Annotated in this window: 23 protein-coding genes; 13 read left to right on the forward strand and 10 right to left on the reverse strand. The window is 65.1% G+C overall.

All coding sequences use genetic code 11. From position 1 onward, the window contains the following. The first annotated feature begins 28 nt into the window (after positions 1-28). Both C7449_RS13315 and C7449_RS13320 read left to right on the forward strand, forming a co-directional pair. Positions 29-991, forward strand: coding sequence for a phosphate acetyltransferase (locus C7449_RS13315; RefSeq protein WP_108003301.1), 963 nt, complete (start codon positions 29-31; stop codon positions 989-991). Between the two features lie 6 nt (positions 992-997). Continuing rightward, entirely contained in the window at positions 998-2,173 is a 1,176-nt protein-coding gene (locus C7449_RS13320) for an acetate/propionate family kinase (RefSeq protein WP_108003302.1), read from the forward strand. A 179-nt stretch (positions 2,174-2,352) separates the two neighbouring features. Here C7449_RS13320 and C7449_RS13325 read toward each other — a convergent pair whose 3' ends face one another. The 7 genes from C7449_RS13325 to C7449_RS13355 all read right to left on the reverse strand — a co-directional run bounded on the left by C7449_RS13325 (position 2,353) and on the right by C7449_RS13355 (position 8,752). After that, complete coding sequence (locus C7449_RS13325) at positions 2,353-2,712, reverse strand: cupin domain-containing protein (protein WP_108003303.1); 360 nt, start codon at positions 2,710-2,712, stop codon at positions 2,353-2,355. 28 nt (positions 2,713-2,740) lie between these two features. Continuing rightward, complete coding sequence (locus C7449_RS13330; RefSeq protein WP_108003304.1) at positions 2,741-4,126, reverse strand: NAD(P)/FAD-dependent oxidoreductase; 1,386 nt, start codon at positions 4,124-4,126, stop codon at positions 2,741-2,743. Between the two features lie 26 nt (positions 4,127-4,152). Then, positions 4,153-5,268: an ABC transporter ATP-binding protein gene (locus C7449_RS13335; RefSeq protein ID WP_108003305.1), complete on the reverse strand. Its 1,116-nt coding sequence runs from the start codon at positions 5,266-5,268 to the stop codon at positions 4,153-4,155. A 2-nt stretch (positions 5,269-5,270) separates the two neighbouring features. Next, a complete protein-coding gene (locus C7449_RS13340) occupies positions 5,271-6,056 on the reverse strand; it encodes an ABC transporter permease (protein WP_108003306.1) in 786 nt (261 codons plus the stop codon). 4 nt (positions 6,057-6,060) lie between these two features. Then, complete coding sequence (locus C7449_RS13345) at positions 6,061-6,960, reverse strand: ABC transporter permease (protein ID WP_108003307.1); 900 nt, start codon at positions 6,958-6,960, stop codon at positions 6,061-6,063. Between the two features lie 62 nt (positions 6,961-7,022). Next, entirely contained in the window at positions 7,023-8,093 is a 1,071-nt protein-coding gene (locus tag C7449_RS13350) for an extracellular solute-binding protein (RefSeq protein ID WP_108003308.1), read from the reverse strand. A gap of 44 nt (positions 8,094-8,137) precedes the next feature. Then, on the reverse strand, positions 8,138-8,752 hold the full coding sequence (locus tag C7449_RS13355) for a helix-turn-helix domain-containing protein (RefSeq protein ID WP_108003309.1): 615 nt from the start codon (positions 8,750-8,752) through the stop codon (positions 8,138-8,140). A 697-nt stretch (positions 8,753-9,449) separates the two neighbouring features. Between C7449_RS13355 and C7449_RS13360 the strand changes: the two genes are divergently transcribed. Further along, entirely contained in the window at positions 9,450-11,129 is a 1,680-nt protein-coding gene (locus C7449_RS13360) for an FMN-binding glutamate synthase family protein (protein ID WP_108003310.1), read from the forward strand. Positions 11,130-11,239: 110 nt separating this feature from the next. Here the strand turns inward: C7449_RS13360 and C7449_RS13365 are convergent, their stop codons facing one another. From C7449_RS13365 to hemN, 3 genes are all read right to left on the reverse strand, one after another. Next, the gene (locus C7449_RS13365) at positions 11,240-12,031 is read right to left on the reverse strand and encodes a hypothetical protein (protein ID WP_108003642.1); all 792 of its coding nucleotides are present in this window, start codon (positions 12,029-12,031) and stop codon (positions 11,240-11,242) included. A 226-nt stretch (positions 12,032-12,257) separates the two neighbouring features. Continuing rightward, the gene (locus C7449_RS13370) at positions 12,258-13,229 is read right to left on the reverse strand and encodes a formylglycine-generating enzyme family protein (RefSeq protein ID WP_108003311.1); all 972 of its coding nucleotides are present in this window, start codon (positions 13,227-13,229) and stop codon (positions 12,258-12,260) included. Between the two features lie 275 nt (positions 13,230-13,504). Continuing rightward, positions 13,505-14,857 carry an oxygen-independent coproporphyrinogen III oxidase gene (gene hemN, locus C7449_RS13375; protein ID WP_108003312.1) on the reverse strand — a complete coding sequence of 451 codons (1,353 nt, stop codon included), beginning with the start codon at positions 14,855-14,857 and terminating at the stop codon, positions 13,505-13,507. A 200-nt stretch (positions 14,858-15,057) separates the two neighbouring features. Between hemN and C7449_RS13380 the strand changes: the two genes are divergently transcribed. The 10 genes from C7449_RS13380 to ccoP all read left to right on the forward strand — a co-directional run bounded on the left by C7449_RS13380 (position 15,058) and on the right by ccoP (position 23,641). After that, the gene (locus tag C7449_RS13380; protein ID WP_108003313.1) at positions 15,058-15,501 is read left to right on the forward strand and encodes a pseudoazurin; all 444 of its coding nucleotides are present in this window, start codon (positions 15,058-15,060) and stop codon (positions 15,499-15,501) included. Between the two features lie 261 nt (positions 15,502-15,762). Then, complete coding sequence (gene fixL, locus C7449_RS13385) at positions 15,763-17,280, forward strand: PAS domain S-box protein (RefSeq protein WP_108003314.1); 1,518 nt, start codon at positions 15,763-15,765, stop codon at positions 17,278-17,280. Next, a complete protein-coding gene (fixJ, locus tag C7449_RS13390; RefSeq protein WP_108003643.1) occupies positions 17,273-17,881 on the forward strand; it encodes a response regulator FixJ in 609 nt (202 codons plus the stop codon). The genes fixL and fixJ overlap by 8 nt, the downstream gene beginning before the upstream one ends. 104 nt (positions 17,882-17,985) lie before the next feature. Further along, positions 17,986-18,381, forward strand: coding sequence for a transcriptional regulator (locus C7449_RS13395; protein WP_280952477.1), 396 nt, complete (start codon positions 17,986-17,988; stop codon positions 18,379-18,381). Positions 18,382-18,461: 80 nt separating this feature from the next. Next, on the forward strand, positions 18,462-19,100 hold the full coding sequence (locus C7449_RS13400) for a helix-turn-helix domain-containing protein (RefSeq protein ID WP_108003316.1): 639 nt from the start codon (positions 18,462-18,464) through the stop codon (positions 19,098-19,100). A gap of 346 nt (positions 19,101-19,446) precedes the next feature. Next, on the forward strand, positions 19,447-19,902 hold the full coding sequence (locus C7449_RS13405) for a pyridoxamine 5'-phosphate oxidase family protein (protein WP_108003317.1): 456 nt from the start codon (positions 19,447-19,449) through the stop codon (positions 19,900-19,902). A gap of 332 nt (positions 19,903-20,234) precedes the next feature. Further along, on the forward strand, positions 20,235-21,857 hold the full coding sequence (gene ccoN, locus C7449_RS13410; RefSeq protein WP_108003318.1) for a cytochrome-c oxidase, cbb3-type subunit I: 1,623 nt from the start codon (positions 20,235-20,237) through the stop codon (positions 21,855-21,857). 13 nt (positions 21,858-21,870) lie between these two features. Continuing rightward, the gene (gene ccoO / locus C7449_RS13415; RefSeq protein WP_108003319.1) at positions 21,871-22,602 is read left to right on the forward strand and encodes a cytochrome-c oxidase, cbb3-type subunit II; all 732 of its coding nucleotides are present in this window, start codon (positions 21,871-21,873) and stop codon (positions 22,600-22,602) included. A gap of 13 nt (positions 22,603-22,615) precedes the next feature. Beyond that, complete coding sequence (locus C7449_RS13420) at positions 22,616-22,768, forward strand: cbb3-type cytochrome c oxidase subunit 3 (RefSeq protein ID WP_108003320.1); 153 nt, start codon at positions 22,616-22,618, stop codon at positions 22,766-22,768. 3 nt (positions 22,769-22,771) lie between these two features. After that, the gene (gene ccoP, locus C7449_RS13425) at positions 22,772-23,641 is read left to right on the forward strand and encodes a cytochrome-c oxidase, cbb3-type subunit III (protein ID WP_108003321.1); all 870 of its coding nucleotides are present in this window, start codon (positions 22,772-22,774) and stop codon (positions 23,639-23,641) included. The last annotated feature ends 212 nt before the right edge of the window (positions 23,642-23,853 follow it).

The following is a 23,853-nucleotide window of genomic DNA, read 5'->3' on the forward strand; positions in this document are numbered from 1 at the left end:
CGCGCGGGCAGACGGGAAGGACTTGCGCATGACCGATTCAACGGGCGGGGCGACCGGCGCTCACGAGAAGTACGACCGGCTCATCGCCCGCGCCAAGCAGGTGCCCGCCGGCCGGACGATCGTCGTGCATCCCTGCGACGAGAGCTCGTTGCGCGGCGCGCTCGAGGCGGCCGAAGCGGGCCTGATCGTGCCGACGCTCGTCGGTCCGGCCCACAAGATCGAAGGCGTGGCGCGCAGACACGACCTCGACATCTCGGGCTGCGAGATCGTCGACGTGCCGCACAGCGACGCGGCCGCCGCCAGGGCGGTCGAGCTCATCCGCGAAGCGAAGGCAGACCTGTTGATGAAGGGCAGCCTCCACACCGACGAGCTGATGCACGCGGTCACGTCGTCGGCGACCGGATTGCGCACCGAACGACGCATCAGCCACGTGTTCATCATGGACGTCCCGACCTATCCGGAACCGCTGTTCATCACCGATGCCGCGATCAACATCGCACCGGACCTCGACACCAAGCGGGACATCATCCAGAACGCCATCGATCTCTTTACACAGGTCGGGCTCGGCACGCCGCGGGTGGCGATCCTCTCGGCCGTCGAAACCGTCAACTCGAAGATCCCTTCGACCATCGATGCCGCCGCCCTGTGCAAGATGGCCGAGCGCGGACAGATCACCGGAGGGCTCCTGGAGGGCCCGCTCGCCTTCGACATCGCCATCGATCCCGAGGCGGCCCGGATCAAGGGGATCACCTCGCCGGTTGCGGGCCGCGCACAAATCCTCGGGGTGCCCAACCTGGAGGCCGGCAACATGCTCGCCAAGAACCTGACCTTCCTGGCCAGGGCCGATGCGGCCGGCATCGTGCTCGGCGCCCGCGTCCCGATTATCCTGACGTCGCGGGCGGATTCGGTCCGCACCCGGCTTGCCTCCTGCGCGGTGGCCGTGCTCTTCGCCGACGCGCGCCGCCGTCTTTCAAGCATTCCAAAGGTGTGATTGCCGATGGATACCATCCTTGTCGTCAATGCAGGGTCGTCGAGCCTGAAATTCGAGGTCTTCTCCGTTACGGATGACCTGAACAGCCTGCTTGAAGGGCAGATGGAGGGCATCGGCTCGGCGCCGCACCTGCGCATCAAGGACCGTGACGGCCGGGTGCTTGCGGAACACACCCATGCGTCGGCGGACGTCCCCGACCTCCCCTCGGCCATTCTTCGGGTGGGAGCATGGCTGCGGGACCAGCACGAGGGCGACCTGGTCGCCGTCGGCCACCGCGTCGTCCATGGCGGTCCGGACTATGACCGGCCGGTGCTCGTCAATGAGCAGATCGTCAGCGACCTGGAGCGCTACGTGCCGCTCGCTCCGCTGCACCAGCCGCACAACCTGACGGCGATCCGGGCGGTCATCGACCGCCGCCCCGACCTTCCGCAGGTCGCCTGCTTCGACACGTCCTTCCACCGGAACCACAGCCCGGTGACAAGCCATTACGCGATACCCGAGCACTTCTTTGCCGAAGGCGTGCGCCGCTACGGGTTTCACGGTCTTTCCTATGAGTATGTGGCGGGCCGGCTCCGCGAGGTTGCGCCTTCAGTCGCCGGCGGAAAGCTGATCGTGGCGCATCTCGGCAACGGCGCCTCGCTGTGCGCGATCTCCGGCGGCAGGAGCATCGAGAGCACGTTCGGCTTTACCGCGCTCGACGGCATACCGATGGGCGCGCGGTGCGGGCAGATCGATCCCGGCGTCCTCCTTTACCTGCTGCAGCAGAAGGGAATGTCGGCGGATGAGGTGCAGGATCTGCTTTACAAGGAGTCCGGCCTGAAGGGTCTCTCCGGGGTGAGCAACGACGTCCGTGCGCTGCTTTCAAGCGAGGACCCGCGCGCCGCCTTCGCGCTGGAGCATTTCGTCCATCGCATCGGGCTGCATGCCGGGATGCTCGCGGCCGCACTGGGCGGTCTGGACGCGTTCGTGTTTACGGCCGGGATCGGCGAAAACTCGCCCGACATGCGGGCCCGTGTTGCCGCAAGGCTGGAGTGGCTGGGAGCGAGGATCGACCCGGTGCGCAATGCCGCCGGCGCGCTCGACGTGGCCGCATCGGACAGCGCGGTGCGGCTCTACGTGGTTCCGACCGACGAGGAGCTGATGATCGCGCGCCACACAATGGCGCTGCTGCGCGGCGGCTGAGCGCCTCTGGCGGTTCGAGCGAAAGCGGGCAGAGCCAGTGTCGGTGGAAAAAGGGCTGGTCGCCGGCAATGCCGACGACCAGTCTAACTCCTGGGCAATTCCAGGTATTTTGCGCTCGGGCGGGTCGCTGAAGGCTCCCTTGGTGGGGCAGCGCCGATGCGGCGAGCGTGGCGGTCGTCTTAGACGCCGGCCTCGACCATGGTGTAGATCTTGCGCGTCTTTTCGTGGATGGTCCATTCACCGCGCCAGCCGAGCGGCAGGACGAACATTTCGCCCGCGCCGATGTCGCGGCTCGTGCCGTCGCCGTTGTGCAGCGTCACGCGGCCGGTGAGGATATGGCAGATCTCCGACTGCTGACTGCGGTCGGCCGTGAAGCGGCCGGGCGTGCATTCCCAGACGCCGGTCTGCATCTTGCCGTCCGGGCTCTTCCACAACGAGACGGATGCCTCCTGCGGATCGCCGCCGATGGCGGTCGGCTTCGGTGCCGGGGCGCCGAGGTTCAAGCCGAGGAGGTCGCCGAAATTCTCAAAACTGATCATGGATATATCCTGTCATTCAAAGTTTGGCTCAGTGGCCGGTGATGCTGTCGGCAAGCGCCGCGAGCTTCGAGGTCTTGGGCAGGCCGGCGAACTCGCGTTCGTCGGCTATGCGATAGAGCTGGTACATGGAGTGCACGCCGAGCCAGCGGAACGGCTCCGGCTCCCATTTGCGCACCGTGCGGTTGACCCAGGGCAGGCCCGTCAGCTCCGTGTTGCGGTTGAGGACGAGGTCGGCCAGGGTGCGGCCGGCGAGGTTGGAGCTGGAAACACCGAGGCCGACATAGCCGCCGGCCCAGCCGATGCCGGTCGTGCGGTCGAAGCCGGCCGTCGTGCACCAGTCACGCGGAACGCCAAGCACGCCGCACCAGGCGTGGTCGATCCTGAGCGACTTCGTCTGCGGCAGCAGGCGGGTCAGGATGGCATGCAGCGCGTCGATGGTCGCCTGCTGCGTCTGGCCGTTGACGTCGGTCTTGGAGCCGAAGCGGTAGGGCACGCCACGCCCGCCCATGGTGATGCGGCCCTCGCGGGTGCGCTGGGCGTAGCAGTAGGCATGCGCTGCGTCGCCGAGCAGTTCGTGACCTTCCCAGCCGATCTCCTTCCACAGGGAATCCGGCACCGGCTCGGTGACGATCTGGGCGCTGTTGAGGGGCAGCCAGGTGCGCTCGTGGCCGGGCAGGCCGGCGGAAAAGCCCTCGGTGGCGCGGATGATCGCCGGCGCGCGCACCGTGCCGCGATCGGTCGTGACGCGGCCCTTCTCGAAGCTCGTCACCGACGTGCCCTCGAAGATCGAGACGCCGAGGCTCTCCACCACCTTGGCAAGGCCGCGCACCAGCTTGGCCGGCTGCACGCGCGCCATGTCGCGGATCACGAAGGCGCCCTGGATATTGGCGATGCGGATGCGCTTCGCCGCCGCTTCGGCCGAGAGCAGCTCGATCCGTTCTTCCGGCATCTGCCAGTCGCGGTAGAACTTGTATTCGGCGCGGGCGCGCTCGAGCTGCGGCGCGTTGGTGGCGACGGTGAGGTTGTCGGCGCGCAGGATGTCGGCATCGATGCCCTCGGCCTCGGTGACGCGGATCACCTCGTCCACCGTGCCGGCCATGGCGCGCTGCATGTCGATGACGGCGCCGCGGCTGGAGGTCTTGAGGTATTTCTCCCGCGACCAGCCGAAGCCGCCCGACAGCCAGCCGCCGTTGCGCCCGGAGGCGCCGAAGCCGGCGAACTCGCGCTCGACGATGACGATGTTGAGGCTGGGATTGGCCTTCTTCAGGTAGTAGGCGGTCCACAGGCCGGTGAAGCCGGCGCCGATGATGCAGACATCGGCGCCGCGGTCGCCGGGAAGGGCGGGGCGTTTTTGCGGTATGCCGCCGATGTCGGCATACCAGAAGGAGATGTTGCCGTTGGTCTTGACGTCCATGGGAGGTGCTTTCGGTTCGGTTCGGTTTACGTCAGTGTCACGTCGGCGCTGGCGTCGTCGGGAAGAAGGGTGAGATCGGCGGGCATGAAGGCGACATCGACGGCGTCGCCGATGGCGAAATCGGCCGCGCCGAGCGGGCTGCGCACGATGGCGATGGTGCTGTCCTTGAGCCGAACCTCGTATTTGGAGCCGGAACCAAGGTAGATCGCCTCGGCGACGGTGCCGGAGAGGCGGTTTTCGCCGCTGACGGGCTCGGCGCCGGGACGCTTCAGCGCCACCCGCTCGGGCCGCAGCAGGATGACCGGCCGGGCACCGCCGGCGAGCCGGCCATGCGCCACGACTTTTTCGTCGGCGATCGTCATCACCGTCTTGTCGCCGGAGACCTCGACCGCCCCGCGCAGCACCGTCGATTCGCCGATGAAGCGGCCGACGAACAGCGTTGCCGGATTGTCGTAGAGTTCGCGGCCGGTGCCGATCTGCTCGATGCGGCCGCCGTTGAAGACGGCGATCCGGTCGGAGAGCACCAGCGCCTCTTCCTGGTCATGGGTGACGTAGACGAAGGTGGTGCCGAGCTCGCGGTGGATGCGCTTGATCTCGAGCTGCAGCCATTCGCGCAGCTTCTTGTCGAGCGCGCCGAGCGGCTCGTCCATCAGGAGCAGCGGCGGGTCGAACACCAGGGCGCGGGCGAGCGCGACGCGCTGCTGCTGGCCGCCGGACAGCTCGTTCGGGTAGCGGTGGGCGAAGTCGGCCATCTTCACCATGTCGAGCGCCCGCTTGACCCTCTTCTCACGGTCATCGCCGTTGATGCCGCGCAGCGTCAGCGGATAGGCGACGTTCTTGCCGACGGTCATGTGCGGGAACAGCGCGTAGTGCTGGAAGACCACGCCGATGTTGCGCTTGTGCGAGGGCAGCCCGGTGACGCTCTTGCCGCCGATCTCGAGGGTGCCGGAGCTGATGTCGGTGAAGCCGGCGATCAGGTTCAGCGTCGTCGTCTTGCCGGAGCCGGAGGGGCCGAGCAGCGTCATGAACTCGCCGGGACGGATGCTCAGGTCGATGTCGTTCAGGGCCACGAAGGCGCCGTAGCGTTTGGAGGCCTTGCGGATTTCGATCGCCGCGCCGGCGGATCGTAGGGGTGCATTCATGGTCATGTCCTTCCGCGGCGCGTGCCGATGAGCAGGCCGGCAATGATGATGAGCGACGTCGCCAGGAACAGCAGCGTGCCGACGGCCGCGACGGTCGGGTCGGCGTCGCGGGTGATCGACGTGTAGATCTGCACCGGCAGGGTTTTCAGGTACGGGCTGGTGATGAACAGCGCGACGATGATCTCGTCGAACGAGGTGATGAAGGCAAACAGCGCGCCGGAGAGGACGCCCGGCAGGATCAGCGGCAGCGTCACGGTGCGAAACACCGTCAGCCGGCCGGCGCCGAGGCTCGCCGCGGCTGTCTCCAGGCGGCGGTCGAAGACCTCCAGGTTCGCCTGGACCGCGATCAGCACGAAGGGGATCGCCAGCATCGTGTGCGCCAGCACGAAGCCCGTGACCGTGCCGACCAGATGCGTATCGAGATAGACCGCATAGATGCCGATCGCCAGCACCACGCCCGGCACGACCATCGGCGTGATCAGGAGGGCACGAAGCAGGCCGCCGGTGCGAGCCGCGGCGCGGGTGACGCCGAAGGCGGCGAGCGTGCCGACTACCGTTGCCACCACCGCGACGATGAGGGCGATGATCAGCGAGTTGGTGAAGCTCGTCGTCCAGTCGGGATTGGTGAAGAAGTTATCGTACCACTGCCACGAGAAGCCGACCGGGGGGAAGGCCAGCGACTTGTTGCCGTTGAACGACATCGGGATCACCACCAGCGTCGGCGCGAGCAGCAGCAACGCGACGAGCAGGCAGAACAGACCGAGGAGAATGCGCGAGAAGGATGGCATCGGTTCAGGCCTCCCTGCGCGTGGCGCTGTGCTTCTGGCGCATCAGCGGGGCGGCGATGGCGAGCAGCACGAAGGTCGCGACCAGCAGCACCACGCCCATGGCGCCGCCGCGGCCCCAGTTAAGCAGGCTCAGCACCTGGTTCTGCACCAGCGACGACAGCAGGATGCTGCGCGGGCCGCCGAGCAGGGCCGGCGTGATGTAGAAGCCGAGCGACAGGATGAAGACGATGATGCAGCCGGCATAGACGCCGGGCAGCGACAGCGGCATGTAGATCTGCACGAAGGCGCGCCACGGCTTGGCGCCGAGGCTGCGGGCCGCCTGCAGCAGCCGGGTATCGATGCCCTTCATCACCGTATAGATCGGTAGGATCATGAACGGCAGCAGCACCTGGGTCATGCCGATGACGACGCCGGGAAGCGTGCGGATCAGCTTGACCGGCGGCAGGCCGACGCCGCGCAGGAACGAATTGATGACGCCGGAATCCTGCAGCAGTATCACCCAGGCCAGCGTCCGCACCACGCCGCTCAGCCAGAAGGGCACGAGCACGCAGAGGATCAGCGCCAGCCGCAGGTTCTTGCCGACGATGGTCATGGCATAGGCGTAGGGGTAGGCGCAGATCAGCGAGACGACCGTCACCCAGGCGGCGACGACGAAGGTGCGCTGCAGGACGGCCCGGTTCACCGCCGACTGGAAGAACCAGACGTAGTTGTCGAGGCCGGGCGCCGGGTCGGTGAAGCTGCGCAGCACGACGATTGCGAGCGGATAGGCGAGCGCGACGAGAAGCACCAGCACGGCGGGGACTGCGAGCCACACCGCACCGCGCAGGCGAAATCGTGAAAGGAAAGCGGGTTGTCCGGCGCCGGCAAGGCCGGTCGGCAAGCCCTGGTCGGGCGTGGCGGTCAAGGGGATCTCCAGTGCTTCAGGAGGCAAGTCCGGCCGGGGCCGGACTTGCAAGGATCAAGGGCTCAGTTGCCGGAGAGAAGGGCGGACCACTGCTCGGCGGCGAGGTCGAAGTTCTTCACCCAGAACGGAATGTTCTGCTGATAGCCCTGGGCGATGCGCTCCGGCGTGCTGGTCAGGAAGGAGGTGGTGACCTCGTCAACCTGCGGCTTGGCGTCGGTGTTGATCGGCGTGTAGGAGGTCTTCTCGGTGAGGATCTCCTGCGAGCGCTTGCCGAGATAGGCGTTGATCAGCGCGTAGGACGCATCGGTATCCTTGACGCCGACCGGAATGGTGATCTGGTCCATGACGACCAGCCAGTCCTGCCAGACCGGCGTGTACTGGGCGCCGTTCTTCACGGCGGTCATGGCGCGGCCGGTCCACATCATGATCATGTCAGCTTCGCCAGATTCGGCGAGCTGCTGGGATTCAGCGCCGGTCTTCCAGTAGATCGTGTCGGGACCGAGATCGCGCAGCTTCTGGATGGCCTTTTCGATGTCGTCCGTCGTCATCGCCTTCGGATCGCCGCCGGCCGCCTTGAACGCCTGCTCGAGCAGGCTGCCGGTCGGATCGCCGCTGCCGTCGATGGCACGCACGCCGGGGAACTTCTCGGTGTCGAAGAAGTCCTGCCAGTTCTTCGGCGGGTTGTCCTTGTAGGTGTCGTTCTTGTACATCAGCACGACGCCGTAGTTCATGGCCGGAACCGAGCACTCGCCGACCTGGCCGGGCGGGATCTTGGATACGTCCAGCTTGGAGAAGTCGAGCTTCTGGAACAGCGTGCCGCAATGGACGTAGGGCGGCAGGTCGGCGGTGTCGACGACGTCCCAGGTGACGTTGCCGGAGTCGACCTGTGCCTTCAGCTTGGCGATTTCGGTCGGGCCGTCATTGAGCAGCGTCGCGCCGGACTTCTCGACGAACTCCTGCAGTGCCGCGGCCTGGCCGTCCTGATAGATGCCGCCGTAGGAGACGAAGGTCAGGGTCTTGCCCTTCAGCGAGCCTTCCTTCACTTCGCCGGCGACCGGCTTGTCCTGTGCGAACGCCGGCAACGCCAGGGCGCACGTCATAGTCAGGGCGAAAGCCCTCGCAAGTTTCTTCATTCCAGATACTCCCAGTTACGCTCGCTTGTTGGCTGTTGCCGCGGCTACGAGCCGGGCCGCGGAAGGTATTGGTCGAGGTCTTCGGCGACGCTGGTCGGCGGCGCGATGATCCAGAGGACCTCGGCCGGTTCCGTGCCGATATTGACGGCCTTGTGCGGAATCGAACTTCGATATTCGATGCTGTCGCCGGCCGACAGCAGGTGTCGCTCGTCGCTCAGGGTGAGTTCCATCTCGCCCCGGACCACAAAGAAAAGCTCGTGCGAATCCCCATGGCTGTAGGGCTCGGCGCCGGTCGAGCCGCCGGGATCGAACTCGCCGATATAGACTTCCAGATCGCGGATGGGGCGGCGCGACAGAAGCATCTTGCGATAGCCCTCGGCGGGGGGAAGCGCCGGACGTTCGCGCTTGCGCAGGACACGGCCGACCGTGGAGACCTCGTCGTCGAACAGGTCCGTGAGGCTTATGCCAAGCGCAGCGACGATCCGCCTCAGCGTGCTGACGTTGACGCCGCTCAGACCCCGTTCAAGCTGGCTGAGAAAGCTCGCGGTGGTCCCCGTCGCTTCGCCGAGCGTGCGCAGCGACATGCGACGCGCCGTGCGGAAAGCCTTGACTTTCTCGCCGATGACGGCCTGATTAGAGACTATCGCTTTGCTGTCCATATCCTCACTCCCACTTAACAGCGTATTAAGTGAAGAGCGGCTTGGCAAGCCCGGAAACTCACCGACAACGCATTTTTGTGCGCGCCGCGGGCAGTTTCATCTGATTTGTGACTACATTATTGATTTCACAGGAGCTCGGCGCCGTGTCAGGCTGGCCAGCGGTGGTGAAAGGCGCAAATCGGCCGTCACATCTTCGGCTGGATGCACCAGTATCCCATCCCCTGCGAAGCGGGTCCGACGCCATGGCGGCGGGAGGACTCAGTGTTTCCAATCGTGTTTGTTTACCTGTGATCCAAACCGTATATAAGCCTGCCAGACGACGAGGAGAGCGGCATTGTGTGGTTCGGGGGAGCGTCGAACTCTTCCGAGACCAGACAGCGGGTTGTTCCATCGTCGGCGAACCGGCGTTGGACGCAATTCGAGCCGCATCACGTCTTTGGTGCGGGGCGGACAGCGGACTATGTCCGGCCCAATCGTCATGAAGGAAGAGGCATGCGATGAAAGGCCTGATCCCACCATGCGTGCCGTCGACTGCACAATGAAGATCCGAGTGATGGCTGACGCGACGGGCCTCGCCCTTGCCAATGTGGCGAAGGCGCCGGCTTCCTTCGGCAAAACTGCGTCAAGGCGGCGCCTTGATGTTTGTCCTTCCACTGTTGTCTGTCCCACAATCTAAGAAGACCGCGGCAATCAAGTCATGATCAAATATCAGCGCTATTGCGTTTTTCTTCTCGTAACGCTTGCCGCCGTCGCGGCTTCGATCGCGGCTGTGGTCCACAGCCCCTGGTGGCTGGTGGCGGCCGCGGTGTTCCTCCCGCTCACTCTGCTGGGCATCTTCGACCTGGTGCAGCGCAAGCACGCCATCCTGCGGAACTACCCGGTGATCGGCCATGTCCGCTTCCTCATGGAAAGCATCCGGCCCGAAATCCGGCAGTACATGATCGAGGGCGACCAGGACGAGGTTCCCTTCAGCCGCCAGGCACGCGGACTGGTCTATCAGCGCGCCAAGGGCGTCGAGGACAAGCGGCCCTTCGGCACGATCGAGAACGTCTATGGGGCCGGCTACGCATGGCTGACCCATTCCGCCAACCCGACGCATCTGACGGACTTCGACTTCCGGGTGCGGATCGGCGGCAGCGCCTGCCGGCAGCCCTATGACGCCAGCCTCTACAACATCTCGGCGATGAGCTTCGGCGCGCTTTCGGGCAATGCGATTTCGGCCCTGAACCGCGGCGCCAAGAAGGGCGGCTTCGCGCATGACACCGGCGAAGGCGGCATCAGCCGCTATCACCGGGAAGGCGGCGGCGATCTCATCTACCAGGTCGCCTCCGGATATTTCGGCTGCCGCAACGACGACGGCAGTTTCTCGGAAGAGAAGTTCGCCGAGATTTCAGCCGACCCGCAGATCAAGATGATCGAGATCAAGCTCAGCCAGGGCGCCAAGCCGGGCCACGGCGGCATGCTGCCGGCCTCGAAGATCTCGCCGGAGATCGCCGAGGCGCGCGGCATCCCGATGGGCGTCGACTGCATATCGCCGCCAGCCCACAGCACCTTTTCCACGCCGATCGGCCTGATGCAGTTCATCGCCAAGCTGCGGGAGCTTTCCGGCGGCAAACCCGTCGGTTTCAAGCTCTGCATCGGCCATCGGCGCGAGTTCCTCGGCATGGTCAAGGCGATGCTGGCAACCGGGATCAAGCCGGACTTCATCGTGATCGACGGCGCCGAAGGCGGAACGGGTGCTGCGCCGGTCGAGTTCGCCAACCGCGTCGGCATGCCGATGCTGGAAGGCCTGACCTTCGTGCACAACGCGCTGCGCGGCGCCGGGATTCGCAACGAGATCCGGCTGGGGGCGGCCGGCAAGATCGTCTCCGCCTTCGACATCGCCCGCGCGCTGGCGCTCGGGGCGGACTGGTGCAATTCGGGCCGCGGCTTCATGTTCGCGGTCGGCTGCATCCAGGCGCAGGCCTGCCACACCAATAAATGCCCGGTCGGCATCGCCACCCAGGATCCGGCTCGCCAGCGGGCCATCGACGTCGGCGACAAGAGCGACCGGGTGGCGCGGTTCCACCGCAACACGATGCGCGCCCTGAGCGAGATCGCCGGATCGGCCGGCCTCACCGATCCCAGGGATTTCATGCCCTACCACTTCATGTTCCGTCAGTCGGGCAACGACTTCCTCGACGGAAACGAGGCCTATCCGTACCTGCCGGAGGGCTTCCTCCTTTCCGGCGAGGAGATCCCCGAGCTCAGCGACTGGTACGATCGCTGGGATCGCGCCAGCGCGGAGACGTTCGCACCGCCGGAAATTCCCTTCGGTCCGTTCGCGTCGCGCCGTCGGCAGAATCCCGTCCTCAAGACCGTCCAGTCGGGCAGATGAGGGCGTGCCCATCAAGCAGTCCCGGGCGGTCGTGCGCATCGGGGCTGCCAAGCTCGTTGATCGCGGTCAGGGGCGCCGCGCGGTTCGGATGAGCGTGAAGCGGCCGCGTTCTAGAACTTGATGGCGAGGCCGAGGATCGGTCCCTGCTGGACGACGTCGAAGACGAAGTCATTCCTGCTGTAGTCCACGCCCAGGGCACGATAACCGGCGGTGACCGAAACGCTGTCGTTGAAGCGGTAGCCGGCCGCGGCGGCGACGTCCCAGTCGATGTCGGCACCGCCGGCGCCGACGAAACCCCACCCCGTCAGATAGATCTGGGGCGTGAGCGAATAGGTGCCACGAACGCCGGCCAAACCGTCCACCCACGTCGCGTTGTCCGTTCTGGATCGTCCATCGAAGAAGCCGCCGCTGACGGAAATCTCGTTCCTCACCGACCAGACACGCAAGCCGGCGGCGAGGTCGAGCCGGGCGGCGCTGTCTTCGTAGACCGCGTACCCGGCTCCCAGCAGTCCGGCGAACAGCTCGGACGAGAGTTCGATTCGATCGGCCAGAATGCCCCGGCGCGTCGCTCTCTCACCCGAAATCTTGGTGTACATCAGATCGGTGAATATGCTGTACCGGTCGTAGCGGGCCTCCCCCATCGCCATCGCTGCGAAGTCGAGGTGTTTGAGGATGTCGCTGAAGCTCGCATCGACATGAACCTGGGGCAGACGGGATACCTTGACGTCGCCCGACAGGTCGGCTGCCCAGAAATAGGGCGCGACGGTGAACGTCCAGCCGCTCTCGGTGGTGGCCTGTTGAACCTGCGGGGTCATTGGCGAGTAGATGTCTGCAGCCATGGCATGGCTGGCCAGAAGAAAGCTTCCGGCGGCCGCCAGAGTTCGAAGAAGGCAAGCTTGCATCATTTCCCCCATGTATTCGGTGCTGCGGCGAGTCGCGATCATCACCCGCCGGATCATCGTTGAAGGAAATGACTTCGCCAATAGGTTTTTTTACAGGGGCCGAATTAATGGCAGGATTGCAAATTCGGCGTACAGGCGGCCGCAGGTATCGAGAGTCCCGCCCCCGGTTGGCCAATATCCCCTTCCTGGCCCCGGTGTTTGCCCCTTGGGCCTGCCGGCGGCGAGGTCATGGCCGGCGGATGCAGCGAAAGCCGATATGGGTCGTTGCCGAATTCTCCTCCTGGGCGTGGCGCGCCGCCGGCCGGTAGCGGCGGCAGTAGCTGGGCGCGCAAAGGTGCGAGCCGCCCTTCACGACCCGTCTTGCGATCTTCAGGCCGGGCTGCGCCGGATCGCGGCTGGCCTCGGCGGAGCCGCCGCGCGGATTGACCGGAACGCAGCAGGTCTTTTCAGCCGGCGCCGGATGCTTCGACGCCCAGTAGTCGGTCGTCCATTCCCAGACATTGCCGATCATGTCGTAGAGGCCGTAGCCGTTCGGCGGGAAACTGCCGACCGGCGAAGTCCGTTCGAAGCCGTCGGGCTTGAGATTTTCGGTCGGGAACGTGCCGTGCCAGGTATTGGCCATGAAGCGGCCGTTCGGGATGAGTTCGTCCCCCCAGGCGAACTCCTTGCCCTCGAGGCCGCCCTTGGCGGCGAATTCCCACTCCGCCTCGGTCGGCAACTCCTTGCCCGCCCAGGCCGCGTAGGCCATGGCATCCGCGTAGGCGATCTGCACGACCGGGTGGTCGAGCTTGCCACGCAGATTGCTGAGGCCGCCATAGGGCCTGCGCCAATTGGCCCCGAACTTGAATTTCCACCATTGCGACGGATCGCGGCCGGAGACCCGCTTCGGCGGGTCGAAGATCGGCGAGCCGGGCCTGAGCATCTCGGGCGCAGCACCGGGGTAATCCGCCGGGTCGGACGGTTTCTCCGCCAGCGTCACGTATCCGGTGGCCTCGACGAATTCGGCGAACTGCCGGTTGGTGACCGGCGTCACGTCGATCCAGAAGTCGTCGACCTTCACCGGGTGAGCGGGGGCCTCTTCCGGATAATGGCGATCCGAGCCCATCATGAAGCTGCCGCCTTCGATCCAGATCTGATCACCGGGGGCAGTCGGCACCGGCGGCCGGCCCGTCGCCGGTCGGTTGGACGGGATGTTCATGCGTCACCTCACCCTGGCTTCTCAATCCTGCGGGTCGTGGCACGGCATCTTGCAGTTCCTGCCGACGGGCCCTGGAGGTCCGACGGCTTGCGGGCGGCATGATAACATGGCTCGCACCACCGAGATCAAGCCGGGCCTGCGTACGCTCAAAGTCGAGGAACTGCGGGTCGAACGCAGGTGCCGACCTGTCGCAGGGATTGCAAAGCAGCACTTAGCAGGGGACCGAGAGCGGGACGGCCCGGTGGGCTTGCATGGCGGGACCCGTCTGTGAAGCGTCAGGCGGCCTTGCTGTGCGCCCGCCCGGCCTGGTCGATATAGGCGTCGAAGGCGGCGGCGGCCGCGCGGATGAGGAAGCGTCCGCCTTCGCGCAGCCGGATGACGCCATGCTGATCGTCGAGGATGCCGTCGCCTGCGAGCATTTCAAGCGGAGTGTTGTCGCGCAGCAGCATTTGCGGATCGAATCCGTGGGCAGCGGCGATCGCCGGGACGTCGACAGCGAAGTCGCACATCAGCCGTTCGATGATGCTGGCGCGCAGCCGGTCCTCGGCCGTCAGCCGATAGCCCTTCACCGTAGCCAGCCGGCCCGAGGCGATCCGCTTCGCGTAGAGGCTGGGCGGCACCTCGTTCTGCACATAGCCGTTCTCCATCCGCCCGATCGCCGAGGCGCCGAGGCCGACGAGGGTTTCGCAGGCATCGGTGGTGTAGCCCTGGAAATTGCGGTGCAGGCGGCCCTCCGACTGGGCGATCGCCAGGGAATCGTCCGGACGGGCGAAATGATCGAGGCCGATGCGGCGGTAGCCGGCGGCGACGAGCGTCTCGGCGATCGCCTCGGCCTGGGCGACGCGGCCTTCCGCATCGGCGAGCGTAGTCTCGTCGATCAGCTTCTGGTGCTTCTTGAAGGTCGGGACATGCGCGTAGCCGAACACCGCGAAACGCTCCGGCGCCATGCGGACGGCCGCTTCCGCAGTCGCGATGCAGGAATCGACCGTCTGGTGCGGCAGGCCGTAGATCAGGTCGAAATTGATGCTTTCGACGCCGGCGCCGCGCAGGCGCATCACGGCATCCATGGTCTGCTCCTCGCTCTGGATCCGGTTGATCGCCTTCTGCACGACGGGATCGAAGCTCTGGACGCCAAGGCTGGCGCGCCGCACACCGGCTTCGCCGAGCGCGCTCGCCATTTCCGGCGCGAGGGTTGTCGGGTCGATCTCCACCGCGATCTCGGCGGTGCCGGCGAAAGCGAAGCGCTCGCGCAGCAGCCCGACCAGCGCCAGAAATTGCTCCGGCTGCATGATCGTCGGTGTGCCGCCGCCGAAATGCACATGGTCGATAGTGAGCGGCGCTGTCGTCCTGGCCGCGACGAGGCGGATCTCCTGGCGAAGCGTGTCGAGGTAGTCGAGGATCGGCTGGTCGCGCCGGGTGATCGTCGTATGGCAGCCGCAATACCAGCACATCGCGCGGCAGAAGGGGATGTGCAGGTAGAGCGAGGCCGGCTTCTCCGGCGCGGCGGCGGCGAGCCAGTCGCCATAGACGTCGGCGTCGACGGCAGGCGAGAAGCGGGGCGCGGTCGGATAGCTCGTATAGCGCGGCAGGCGTGCGTCACCATATTTTGCGACAATAGCCGGTTGCATGAAAGCGTCCTTCTGATGGAACAGGATGGGACATCCTTAGAGAGGCGCCGCGCCTTTATCTTTGAGCAATGTCAAGGAATGGACGTCAGAAAGCGCCCTGTCGCGGGTGTTTGACCGGTATCAACGATTGTTGTCTGCTTTTGTCCTATTTACCGGGCGCAAGAACCGAACCGGGTTCTGAAACGATGGAGAATTCAAAAGTGCGTACACTCGCAAAGGGCGTTGCAGCCGCCGCAATTCTTGCCGCCTTCACCGGTAGCGCATTTTCAGCCGATTTCGAGGTGAAGATGCTGAACAAGGGTGCCGAAGGCGCGATGGTGTTCGAGCCCGCCTTCGTCAAGGTCAATCCGGGCGATACCGTCACCTTCGTTCCGACCGACAAGGGCCACAATGTCGAGACGATCAAGGACATGATCCCCGACGGTGCGACGCCCTTCAAGAGCAAGATGAACGAGGAGTTCAAGGTGACGTTCGACGTCCCCGGCGTCTACGCCGTCAAGTGCGCTCCGCATGTCGGCATGGGGATGGTCGGCGCGGTCGTCGTGGGCGATCCGTCCGCCAATATCGACAAGGTGAAGGAGGTCAAGCTGCCGAAGAAGGCCAAGGAGCGCCTCGACGCCGCCCTTGCCGCCGCGCTCCAGTAGCGACAAACCGCCGCTGCAGCGAAGAAGGCCAGGCCCGGTGCGCCGTAATCAGCGCGCCGGGCTTCGCCGTTTTGCGGCGCAAATCCCGGGAAAACCCGTCAAACACCGCGCTGGTCGCCATTTGGCCGTTCGCCGTCCGGGGAGCGACGTTTTCGCATTTGGCCGGGTCCGCCGAAATGGTCTATGGAGATCATGAGGTACCCGGTTGCCGTGTACCAGCACCTTATCGGCAAGAGCTTCACTCCTGTGGCAGTTAACGGAATGCATTCGCAAGGCAGTCGTGAGAGGGCCCCGGTCGGACACTGGCTTGTCCAGTGGAGAGACCATGGCATCATTGGTTACGGGCTCGCGGCGGCCGCCGTCGCAGGCGTTGCGCTGATCCAGTTGGCGCTCTCGACTGCTTCGGCAGAGAGCGTCATGCTGCTGTCGTTCGTCCCGGCAATTCTCGTCGCTGCACTGTTCGGCGGCGCTCCTGCAGTCGTCTTCGCCGCCGGCCTGTCCGTTGTTGCCGCGCTGATCTTGCCGCGCATCGGCAACGGTTTCGATCCCGGAATGGTCGAGCTGGCGGTGTTTGGCTGTGCGGTGGTGCTGATTGCCGTTCTCGCCGAAGTGCTCCGGCGCGCGAGACGGGCGCTGGCGCAGAGCAAAGCCATCGCCCTGACGCGCGAAGCGCACCTGCGTTCCATTCTGGACACGGTGCCGGATGCGACGGTGGTCAGCGCCGCGGACGGGACGATCATCTCGTTCAATGCCGCCGCCGTCCGGCAGTTCGGCTACGCCGAGGAGGAAGTGATCGGCGAGAACCTGCGCATCCTGATGCCGGAACCCTACCGCGGCGAACACGACGGCTACATGCAGCGCTACCAGAAGACCGGCGAACGGCGCATCATCGGCATCGACCGGGTGGTGGTCGGGCGCAGAAAGGATGGCTCGACCTTCCCGATGAAGCTCGCCGTGGGGGAGATGAAATCCGGCGGAGAACGGTTCTTCACCGGCTTCATCAGGGACCTGACGGAGCGCGAGGAATCGGCCGCAAGGCTGGAGCAGATCCAGGCCGAACTGGCACGGCTGGCCCGCCTCGACGAACTGGGCGAAATGGCCTCGACGCTCGCGCATGAACTGAACCAGCCGCTCTCGGCGATCGCCAACTATGCGCATGGCTGCACGCGGCTGCTGCGTGACATGGACGACACCGTTGCCACGCGAATGCGCGGCGCCCTTGAGGAGGTGGCGAGCCAATCGCTGCGCGCCGGCCAGATCATCCGCCATCTGCGGGAGTTCGTCACCAAGGGCGAGACGGAAAAGACGCCCCAGAACATCCGCAACCTCGTTGAGGAGGCAGGCGCGCTGGCGCTGGTCGGGTCCCGGGAGATCGGCGTCCGCACGGTATTCGAATACGTGCCCGGCGCCGAGACGGTGATGGTCGACCGCATCCAGGTGCAGCAGGTGCTCATCAACCTCATGCGCAACGCGGTCGAGGCGATGCGCCAGGTCGAGCGACGGGAGCTGACGGTGCGGACGATGCCGGTCGAGGCGGACCAGATCGCTGTCGTCGTGGAGGACACCGGCTGTGGTATTCCCGAGGAAATCGTCGGCCGGCTTTTCAAGCCTTTCGTCACGACCAAGGCCAATGGAATGGGGGTCGGCCTCTCCATTTCGAAGCGGATCGTCGAGGCGCATGGCGGCGAGATGACGGTCTCGAAGAATGCGGCGGGGGGAGCCACCTTCCGGTTCACGCTCCCTGCCCATACGGAACAACGGAGCAATGTGGATGACTGACTACACCGTTCATATCGTCGACGACGAAGAACCGGTCCGCAAATCGCTTGCCTTCATGCTGACGATGAACGGCTATGCCGTGAAGGTTCACCAGTCGGCGGCGGCGTTCCTCTCGTTCGCCCCCGACGTCCAGAGCGGCATCCTCATCACCGACCTGAGAATGCCGGAGATGACCGGTGTCGACCTGATCCGCCGGCTCAGGGACCAGAACCTGCGGATTCCGGCCATCGTGATCACCGGGCATGGCGACGTGCCGATGGCGGTCGAGGCGATGAAGGCCGGCGCCGTCGACTTCATCGAAAAGCCGTTCGGGGACGCGGTCATCATGGAAGCCATCGAACGGGCGGCAGGGCATCTGGGCGAGAACAACGCCGAACAGGGCGCCGACGTCGAAGCCCGTCTGAAGACCCTCAGCGAGCGAGAGCGCCAGGTGCTCTCCGCAGTGGTCGCCGGCCTGCCCAACAAGTCGATCGCCTATGATCTGGACATCAGCCCCCGCACGGTCGAGGTGCATCGCGCCAACGTAATGGCCAAGATGCAGGCAAAGAGCCTGCCGCATCTCGTCCGCATGGCTCTCGCGGCCGGGCTCGGATCCTCATAATTTTTCGGGGTTGATCTCGCGCAATGCGTCGCAGTGTCGCAAGCGATTAGCTGGCGGCGGACCGGCGGGGAGTTGCCTGCCGGATTGCGCGGGAATTCGAGTTGTTGGCTGCCGAAAACATCGTCGTCGTTGCACCGGATCAGGGGCTGCGCCAGTCGCTGGCATTCGCACTCGAAGTGGAAGGCTATTCGACCGAAGCGTATGACGCCTTGTGGAAGGCGGAACCGGCCTCCCGCAAGTCGCTCTGCACCATCGTCGACGACGAGATACTGGAAACCGAGGCGCAGCTGGCAAAAGTCCTGCACGGTTCGGGGTGCCGGGTCGTTCTCCTCGTCAACGGGGTGACCGCGCGCGCGGCGGCCGAGGACGACGCGATCGTCCTCACCAAGCCGATCAGCGGCGCCGATCTCGTCCACGTGATCGACGGCCTGGCCGAGACGGCAAGGGTACTGGAGGTGGGCGGAGCGGTGCGGCAACCCTCGCGTCCCGGGCCTACGTAGTTTCCCTTAGTGAGATAACCGGATTTTGCGACCGGGCGTTGATTGGCAATGTCTCCCAGGATGATCAGGGGATTAAAGACATGTTCGCCGCAACCAGACCCGCCGACCGCAGCCTCGCAGAGCTCGACACCGTAGCCGACATTCGGATTCCGGGACCGCACCTTGTTGCAACCTACAAGGCCGGCAAGGAGATCTATGCCGAAGGCGACAACGTCGACAAATGCTACCAGGTCGTCGTCGGAGCCGTCCGCGTGTGCCGCCTGCTCGCCGACGGGCGGCGGCAGGTCGTGTCCTTCCATCTCGCCGGCGAAATGTTCGGTTTCGAGGCCGGCAACAAGCATCGCTTCTTCGCCGAGGCCATTACCGAGACGCGACTGGGTGTTTTCGGGCGGCGCCCGATGCAGGAGCATTCACGCGAACTGCTCGACCTTGCGCTCCTCGGCATGGCGCGGGCCCAGGAGCACCTGCTGGTGATCGGCCGGCAGTGCGCGGTGGAACGCATGGCCGCCTTCCTGATGGATCTCTCCGGCCGGCTGGGAGGACTGCGGCAGGTGAAGCTGCCGATGTCCCGGCAGGACATTGCCGATTATCTGGGGCTGACCATCGAGACGGTGTCGCGGGTGATGACCAAGCTCAGGGAACGCAGCGTCATCGCCTTGCATGACGCAAGGACGATCGAAATCAGGAAGCCCGACGCGCTCCGCCAGCTGTGCAACTAAGGTAGCAATCGGCGTCTGACGGCGCCGTTGCCCTGGTTTGAGCCGCCCGGTTTCCTACGCGAGGCGTGGCGAAGAACGCTAGCGGCAGCGGGTTGGCAGGCCGGCCGGCTTGCACCCGATGCTGCTGATCGAACTCTGGCCGGTGCCTTTCGGCACTCCGGCCAAAAAGTCCATTCAAGCGCCCAGTTCACATTTCGCGGACCGAAAGGCGACGCACCCTCAGTGCAATCCGGTTGCCGAGATTGGTCTGCGGGTTCATCCTTGCATAGCGCCTCGCAGCCCGGTGTATTCGGTCCGCGCGACCGGCGGCGGCATTGGTCCGGGGCGCCTTGAAGGAGACGGCGCCATGTACGTCAGGGAGATGTCCTATCCGGAATGCCATAGCCTCGTCGCCGGCGGCGACCTGGCGCGGCTGGCCTGCTGCAAGGACGGCCAGCCCTACATCGTTCCCATCACCTATGCGCTTGAGGGCCAGTGCGTCTACTGCTTCTCGATGCCGGGCCAGAAGGTCGAGTGGATGCGGGACAATCCGAAGGTCTGCCTTCAGGTCGACACGTTCTACAGCGGACGGCAGTGGAAAAGCGTGGTGGTGAGCGGCCGGTTCCGCGAACTTTCGCACGAGCAGACCCCGCGCAGCGAATGGATCCACGCCTGGTCGCTTCTCGAAAGGAAGACCAACTGGTGGGAGCCGGGCGGGCTGAAGCCCGAACCGCAGGAGATCTCGCCGGAATCCCCGCACATCTTCTTCTGCGTCGACGTCGAGGGAATGACCGGGCGGGCCGCGTTCGACGAAAAATCGTAGATGCGCGTTGCCGCGCGGCATGCGTGTCGATGCGAGGTGGTCCGCCTTGCGGTCATGCGGACAGCCTCCAGGTCCCAGAACCTGGCTCTGCAGCGGCATTGTGGAGATCGTCACGCCGCGCCGCTTTCCCTGAATCTCCATCACGCGCTCCGGCGCTCCCATCCCGCTTGCCTTCATCCGCCTTGATGAAGGTGCGGCGGAACTGCCGCAGGCGGTCTTGATCTGGATCAAGGTGCCCGGAACCCGGCTCTGACAATCGTCGGTAGATTGCGCAAGCCCCGCGTGCGGCGGCGTTGCTGGTCAGCGGTTTGAGAAGAGTTGGGGACCCAACCATGAAATATACACTCGAGATGGTCGTGCTCGCCGTCGGCGCCTTTCTGGCGCTGGTCGGGGCCGGCTTTGCCCAGGATCGCGCCTTTGGCGCACATATGTGGGTCCTGTTCTTCGTGCTGCTCGGCAGCACCCTGGTGTTGATGCGCCGCATCAACTTCCAACCGGTGGCCGCCGGATCCGCCGCGCCGCAGTCGGAATATTTCGACGAGGTGGTGCGGTACGGCGTCATCGCGACGATGTTCTGGGGCGTGGTCGGGTTCCTGGTCGGCGTCTTCGTGGCGCTGCAACTGGCCTTTCCCGATCTCAACTTCGAGCCCTGGTTCAATTTCGGCCGGGTCCGGCCGCTGCACACCTCCGCCGTCATCTTCGCCTTCGGCGGCAACGCGCTGATCGCCACCTCCTTCTATGTCGTCCAGCGCACCAGCCGGGCACGGCTTTTCGGCGGCGACAGGCTCGGCTGGTTCGTCTTCTGGGGCTACCAGCTCTTCATCGTGCTTGCGGCCACCGGCTATCTGCTCGGCATCACCCAGAGCCGTGAATATGCGGAGCCGGAATGGTACGTCGACCTGTGGCTGACGATCGTCTGGGTGGCCTATCTGGTCGCCTTTCTCGGCACCATCATGGTCCGCAAGGAACCGCACATCTACGTGGCGAACTGGTTCTACCTGGCCTTCATCATCACGATCGCGATGCTGCACGTCGTCAACAACCTCGCGGTCCCGGTCTCGTTCCTTGGATCGAAGAGCTATTCGGCGTTCTCGGGCGTCCAGGACGCGCTGACGCAATGGTGGTACGGCCACAACGCCGTCGGCTTCCTGCTCACCGCCGGCTTCCTGGGCATGATGTACTACTTCATCCCCAAGCAGGCGAACCGTCCCGTCTATTCCTACCGGCTGTCGATCATCCACTTCTGGGCGCTGATCTTCATGTACATCTGGGCCGGTCCCCACCACCTGCACTACACGGCGCTGCCCGACTGGGCGCAGACGCTCGGCATGGTCTTCTCCATCATGCTCCTGATGCCCTCGTGGGGCGGCATGATCAACGGCCTGATGACGCTGTCGGGCGCCTGGGACAAGATCCGTACCGATCCGATCGTGCGCATGATGGTGATGGCCGTCGCCTTCTACGGCATGGCGACCTTCGAGGGGCCGATGATGTCGATCAAGACGGTCAACTCGCTCAGCCACTACACCGACTGGACCATCGGCCACGTGCATTCCGGCGCGCTCGGCTGGAACGGCATGATCACCTTCGGCGCCATCTACCACCTCGTGCCGAAGCTGTGGAACCGCGAGCGGCTCTATAGCGTGCGCATGGTCAACTGGCACTTCTGGCTCGCCACCCTCGGCATCGTCATCTACGCCGCCGTCATGTGGGTCGCCGGGATCCAGCAGGGCCTGATGTGGCGCGAATACGACGACCAGGGCTTCCTCGTCTATTCCTTCGCCGAAACGGTTGCGGCCATGTTCCCCTACTACGTCATGCGTGCCATCGGCGGCAGCCTGTTTTTGGCCGGCGGCGTGCTCATGGCCTTCAACGTAACGATGACGATCCTCGGACGCGTCCGCGACGAAGCCCCGATCCTCGGTGCTGCGCCGCTGCCGGCGGCCGCAGAATAGGAGGGCATAGACAATGTCCATTCTCGACAAACACGTGCTCATCGAGCGCAACGCCACGCTCCTGCTGCTCGGCTCGCTCTTCGTCGTTTCCATCGGCGGTATCGTGGAAATCGTGCCGCTCTTCTATCTCGAGAACACCATCGAGAAGGTGGAAGGGATGCGCCCGTACTCGCCGCTGGAGCTCGCCGGCCGTGACATCTACGTCCGCGAGGGCTGCTACACCTGCCACAGCCAGATGATCCGGCCGTTCCGCGACGAGGTGGAACGTTACGGGCACTACTCGCTGGCGGCCGAATCCATGTACGACCACCCGTTCCAGTGGGGCTCGAAGCGAACCGGGCCGGATCTCGCCCGTGTCGGCGACCGCTATTCGAACGAGTGGCACGTGCAGCACCTGATCGAGCCGCGCTCCGTCGTGCCGGAGTCGGTGATGCCGAGCTACGCTTTCCTCAAGGAGACGCCGCTCGAGGTGAAGAACGTCGCGATGAACCTCAAGGCCAACAAGGCCGTCGGCGTGCCCTACACCGACGAGATGATCGACAACGCCGCCGCCGACATCAAGGCGCAGGCTGATCCGAATGCCGACACGTCCGGCGTCCTGGCGCGCTATCCCAAGGCCAAGGTCGGCGATTTCGACGGCGACCCGCAGAAGCTGACGGAGATGGACGCGCTCGTCGCCTATCTCCAGATGCTCGGCACGCTCGTCGACTTCTCCACCTATGACAACACCTCCGGCTACCGGTGAGAAGGAGGCATCGATGGAAACCTACACGGCCCTGCGCCAATTCGCCGACAGCTGGGCGCTCCTCGGAATGGTGCTGTTCTTCGTCGGCGTCATCGCCTTCACCCTGCGTCCCGGCGGCAAGAACGCCGCCCAAAACGCCGCCTCGATCCCGCTGAAGGAGGACTGACCCATGGCGGACAAAAACAAGCATGTCGACGAGATCAGCGGCGTCGAAACCACCGGACACGAGTGGGACGGCATCCGCGAGCTCAACAACCCGATGCCGCGCTGGTGGGTCTATACCTTCTACGCGACGATCATCTGGGCGATCGGCTATGCGATCGCCTACCCGTCGATCCCGCTCGTGCGGGAAGCGACCAAGGGCGTGCTTGGGTTCTCCAGCCGCGCCGAGGTCGCCGTCGAACTGGCGAACGCCAAGGCAGCCCAGGCCGGCCAGCTCGAGAAGATCGCCTCGAGCTCGCTGCAGGAGATCATCGCAGATCCGCAGCTGCAGCAATTCGCCGTCGCCGCCGGTGAATCGGCCTTCAAGGTCAACTGTGCGCAGTGCCACGGCTCGGGCGCCGCCGGCTCGAAGGGCTTCCCGAACCTCAACGACGACGACTGGATCTGGGGCGGCAGTCCCGACGAGATCTATCAGACGATCGCGCACGGCATCCGCTATGCCGGCGATGACGAAACGCGCGTTTCGGAAATGCCGGCCTTCGGCGACATGCTGACGACCGACGAGATGCGCCAGACGGCAGCATATGTCGTCAGCCTGACCGGGACACCGTCGGCACCGGAGCTCGTCGACAAGGGCAAGCAGCTGTTTGCGGACAATTGCGCCTCCTGTCACGGCGTGGACGCCAAGGGCAACCGCGAGATGGGCGCACCGAACCTTGCCGATGCTATCTGGCTGACGGGTGAGGGCGAGCAGGCGGTGATCAACCAGATGAAGGCTCCCAAGCATGGCGTCATGCCGGCCTGGCTGCCGCGTCTCGGCGACGAGACCGTCAAGCAGCTCACGGTCTTCGTCCACTCGCTCGGGGGCGGCGAGTAGTCGCACCCGTGGTCACCAAGTCGATGCGTCGTCCGGAAATCTGCGGACGACGGCCCGGGAACGCCGCCTTTCCAACGTTTTTGCGGGAAGGCGGCGTCTTGCTGTTCAGGTCCCGGCACAAGCGCCCCGCGGCGCAGACTTGACGCAGATCAAGGTGCGCGGGGGGCGGGTCGGGCAAACCTCGCGGCATACGCGAATGATCCCGGAAGGCC

It is taken from the genome of Mycoplana dimorpha, from assembly GCF_003046475.1.
Classification (GTDB): Bacteria; Pseudomonadota; Alphaproteobacteria; order Rhizobiales; family Rhizobiaceae; genus Mycoplana; species Mycoplana dimorpha.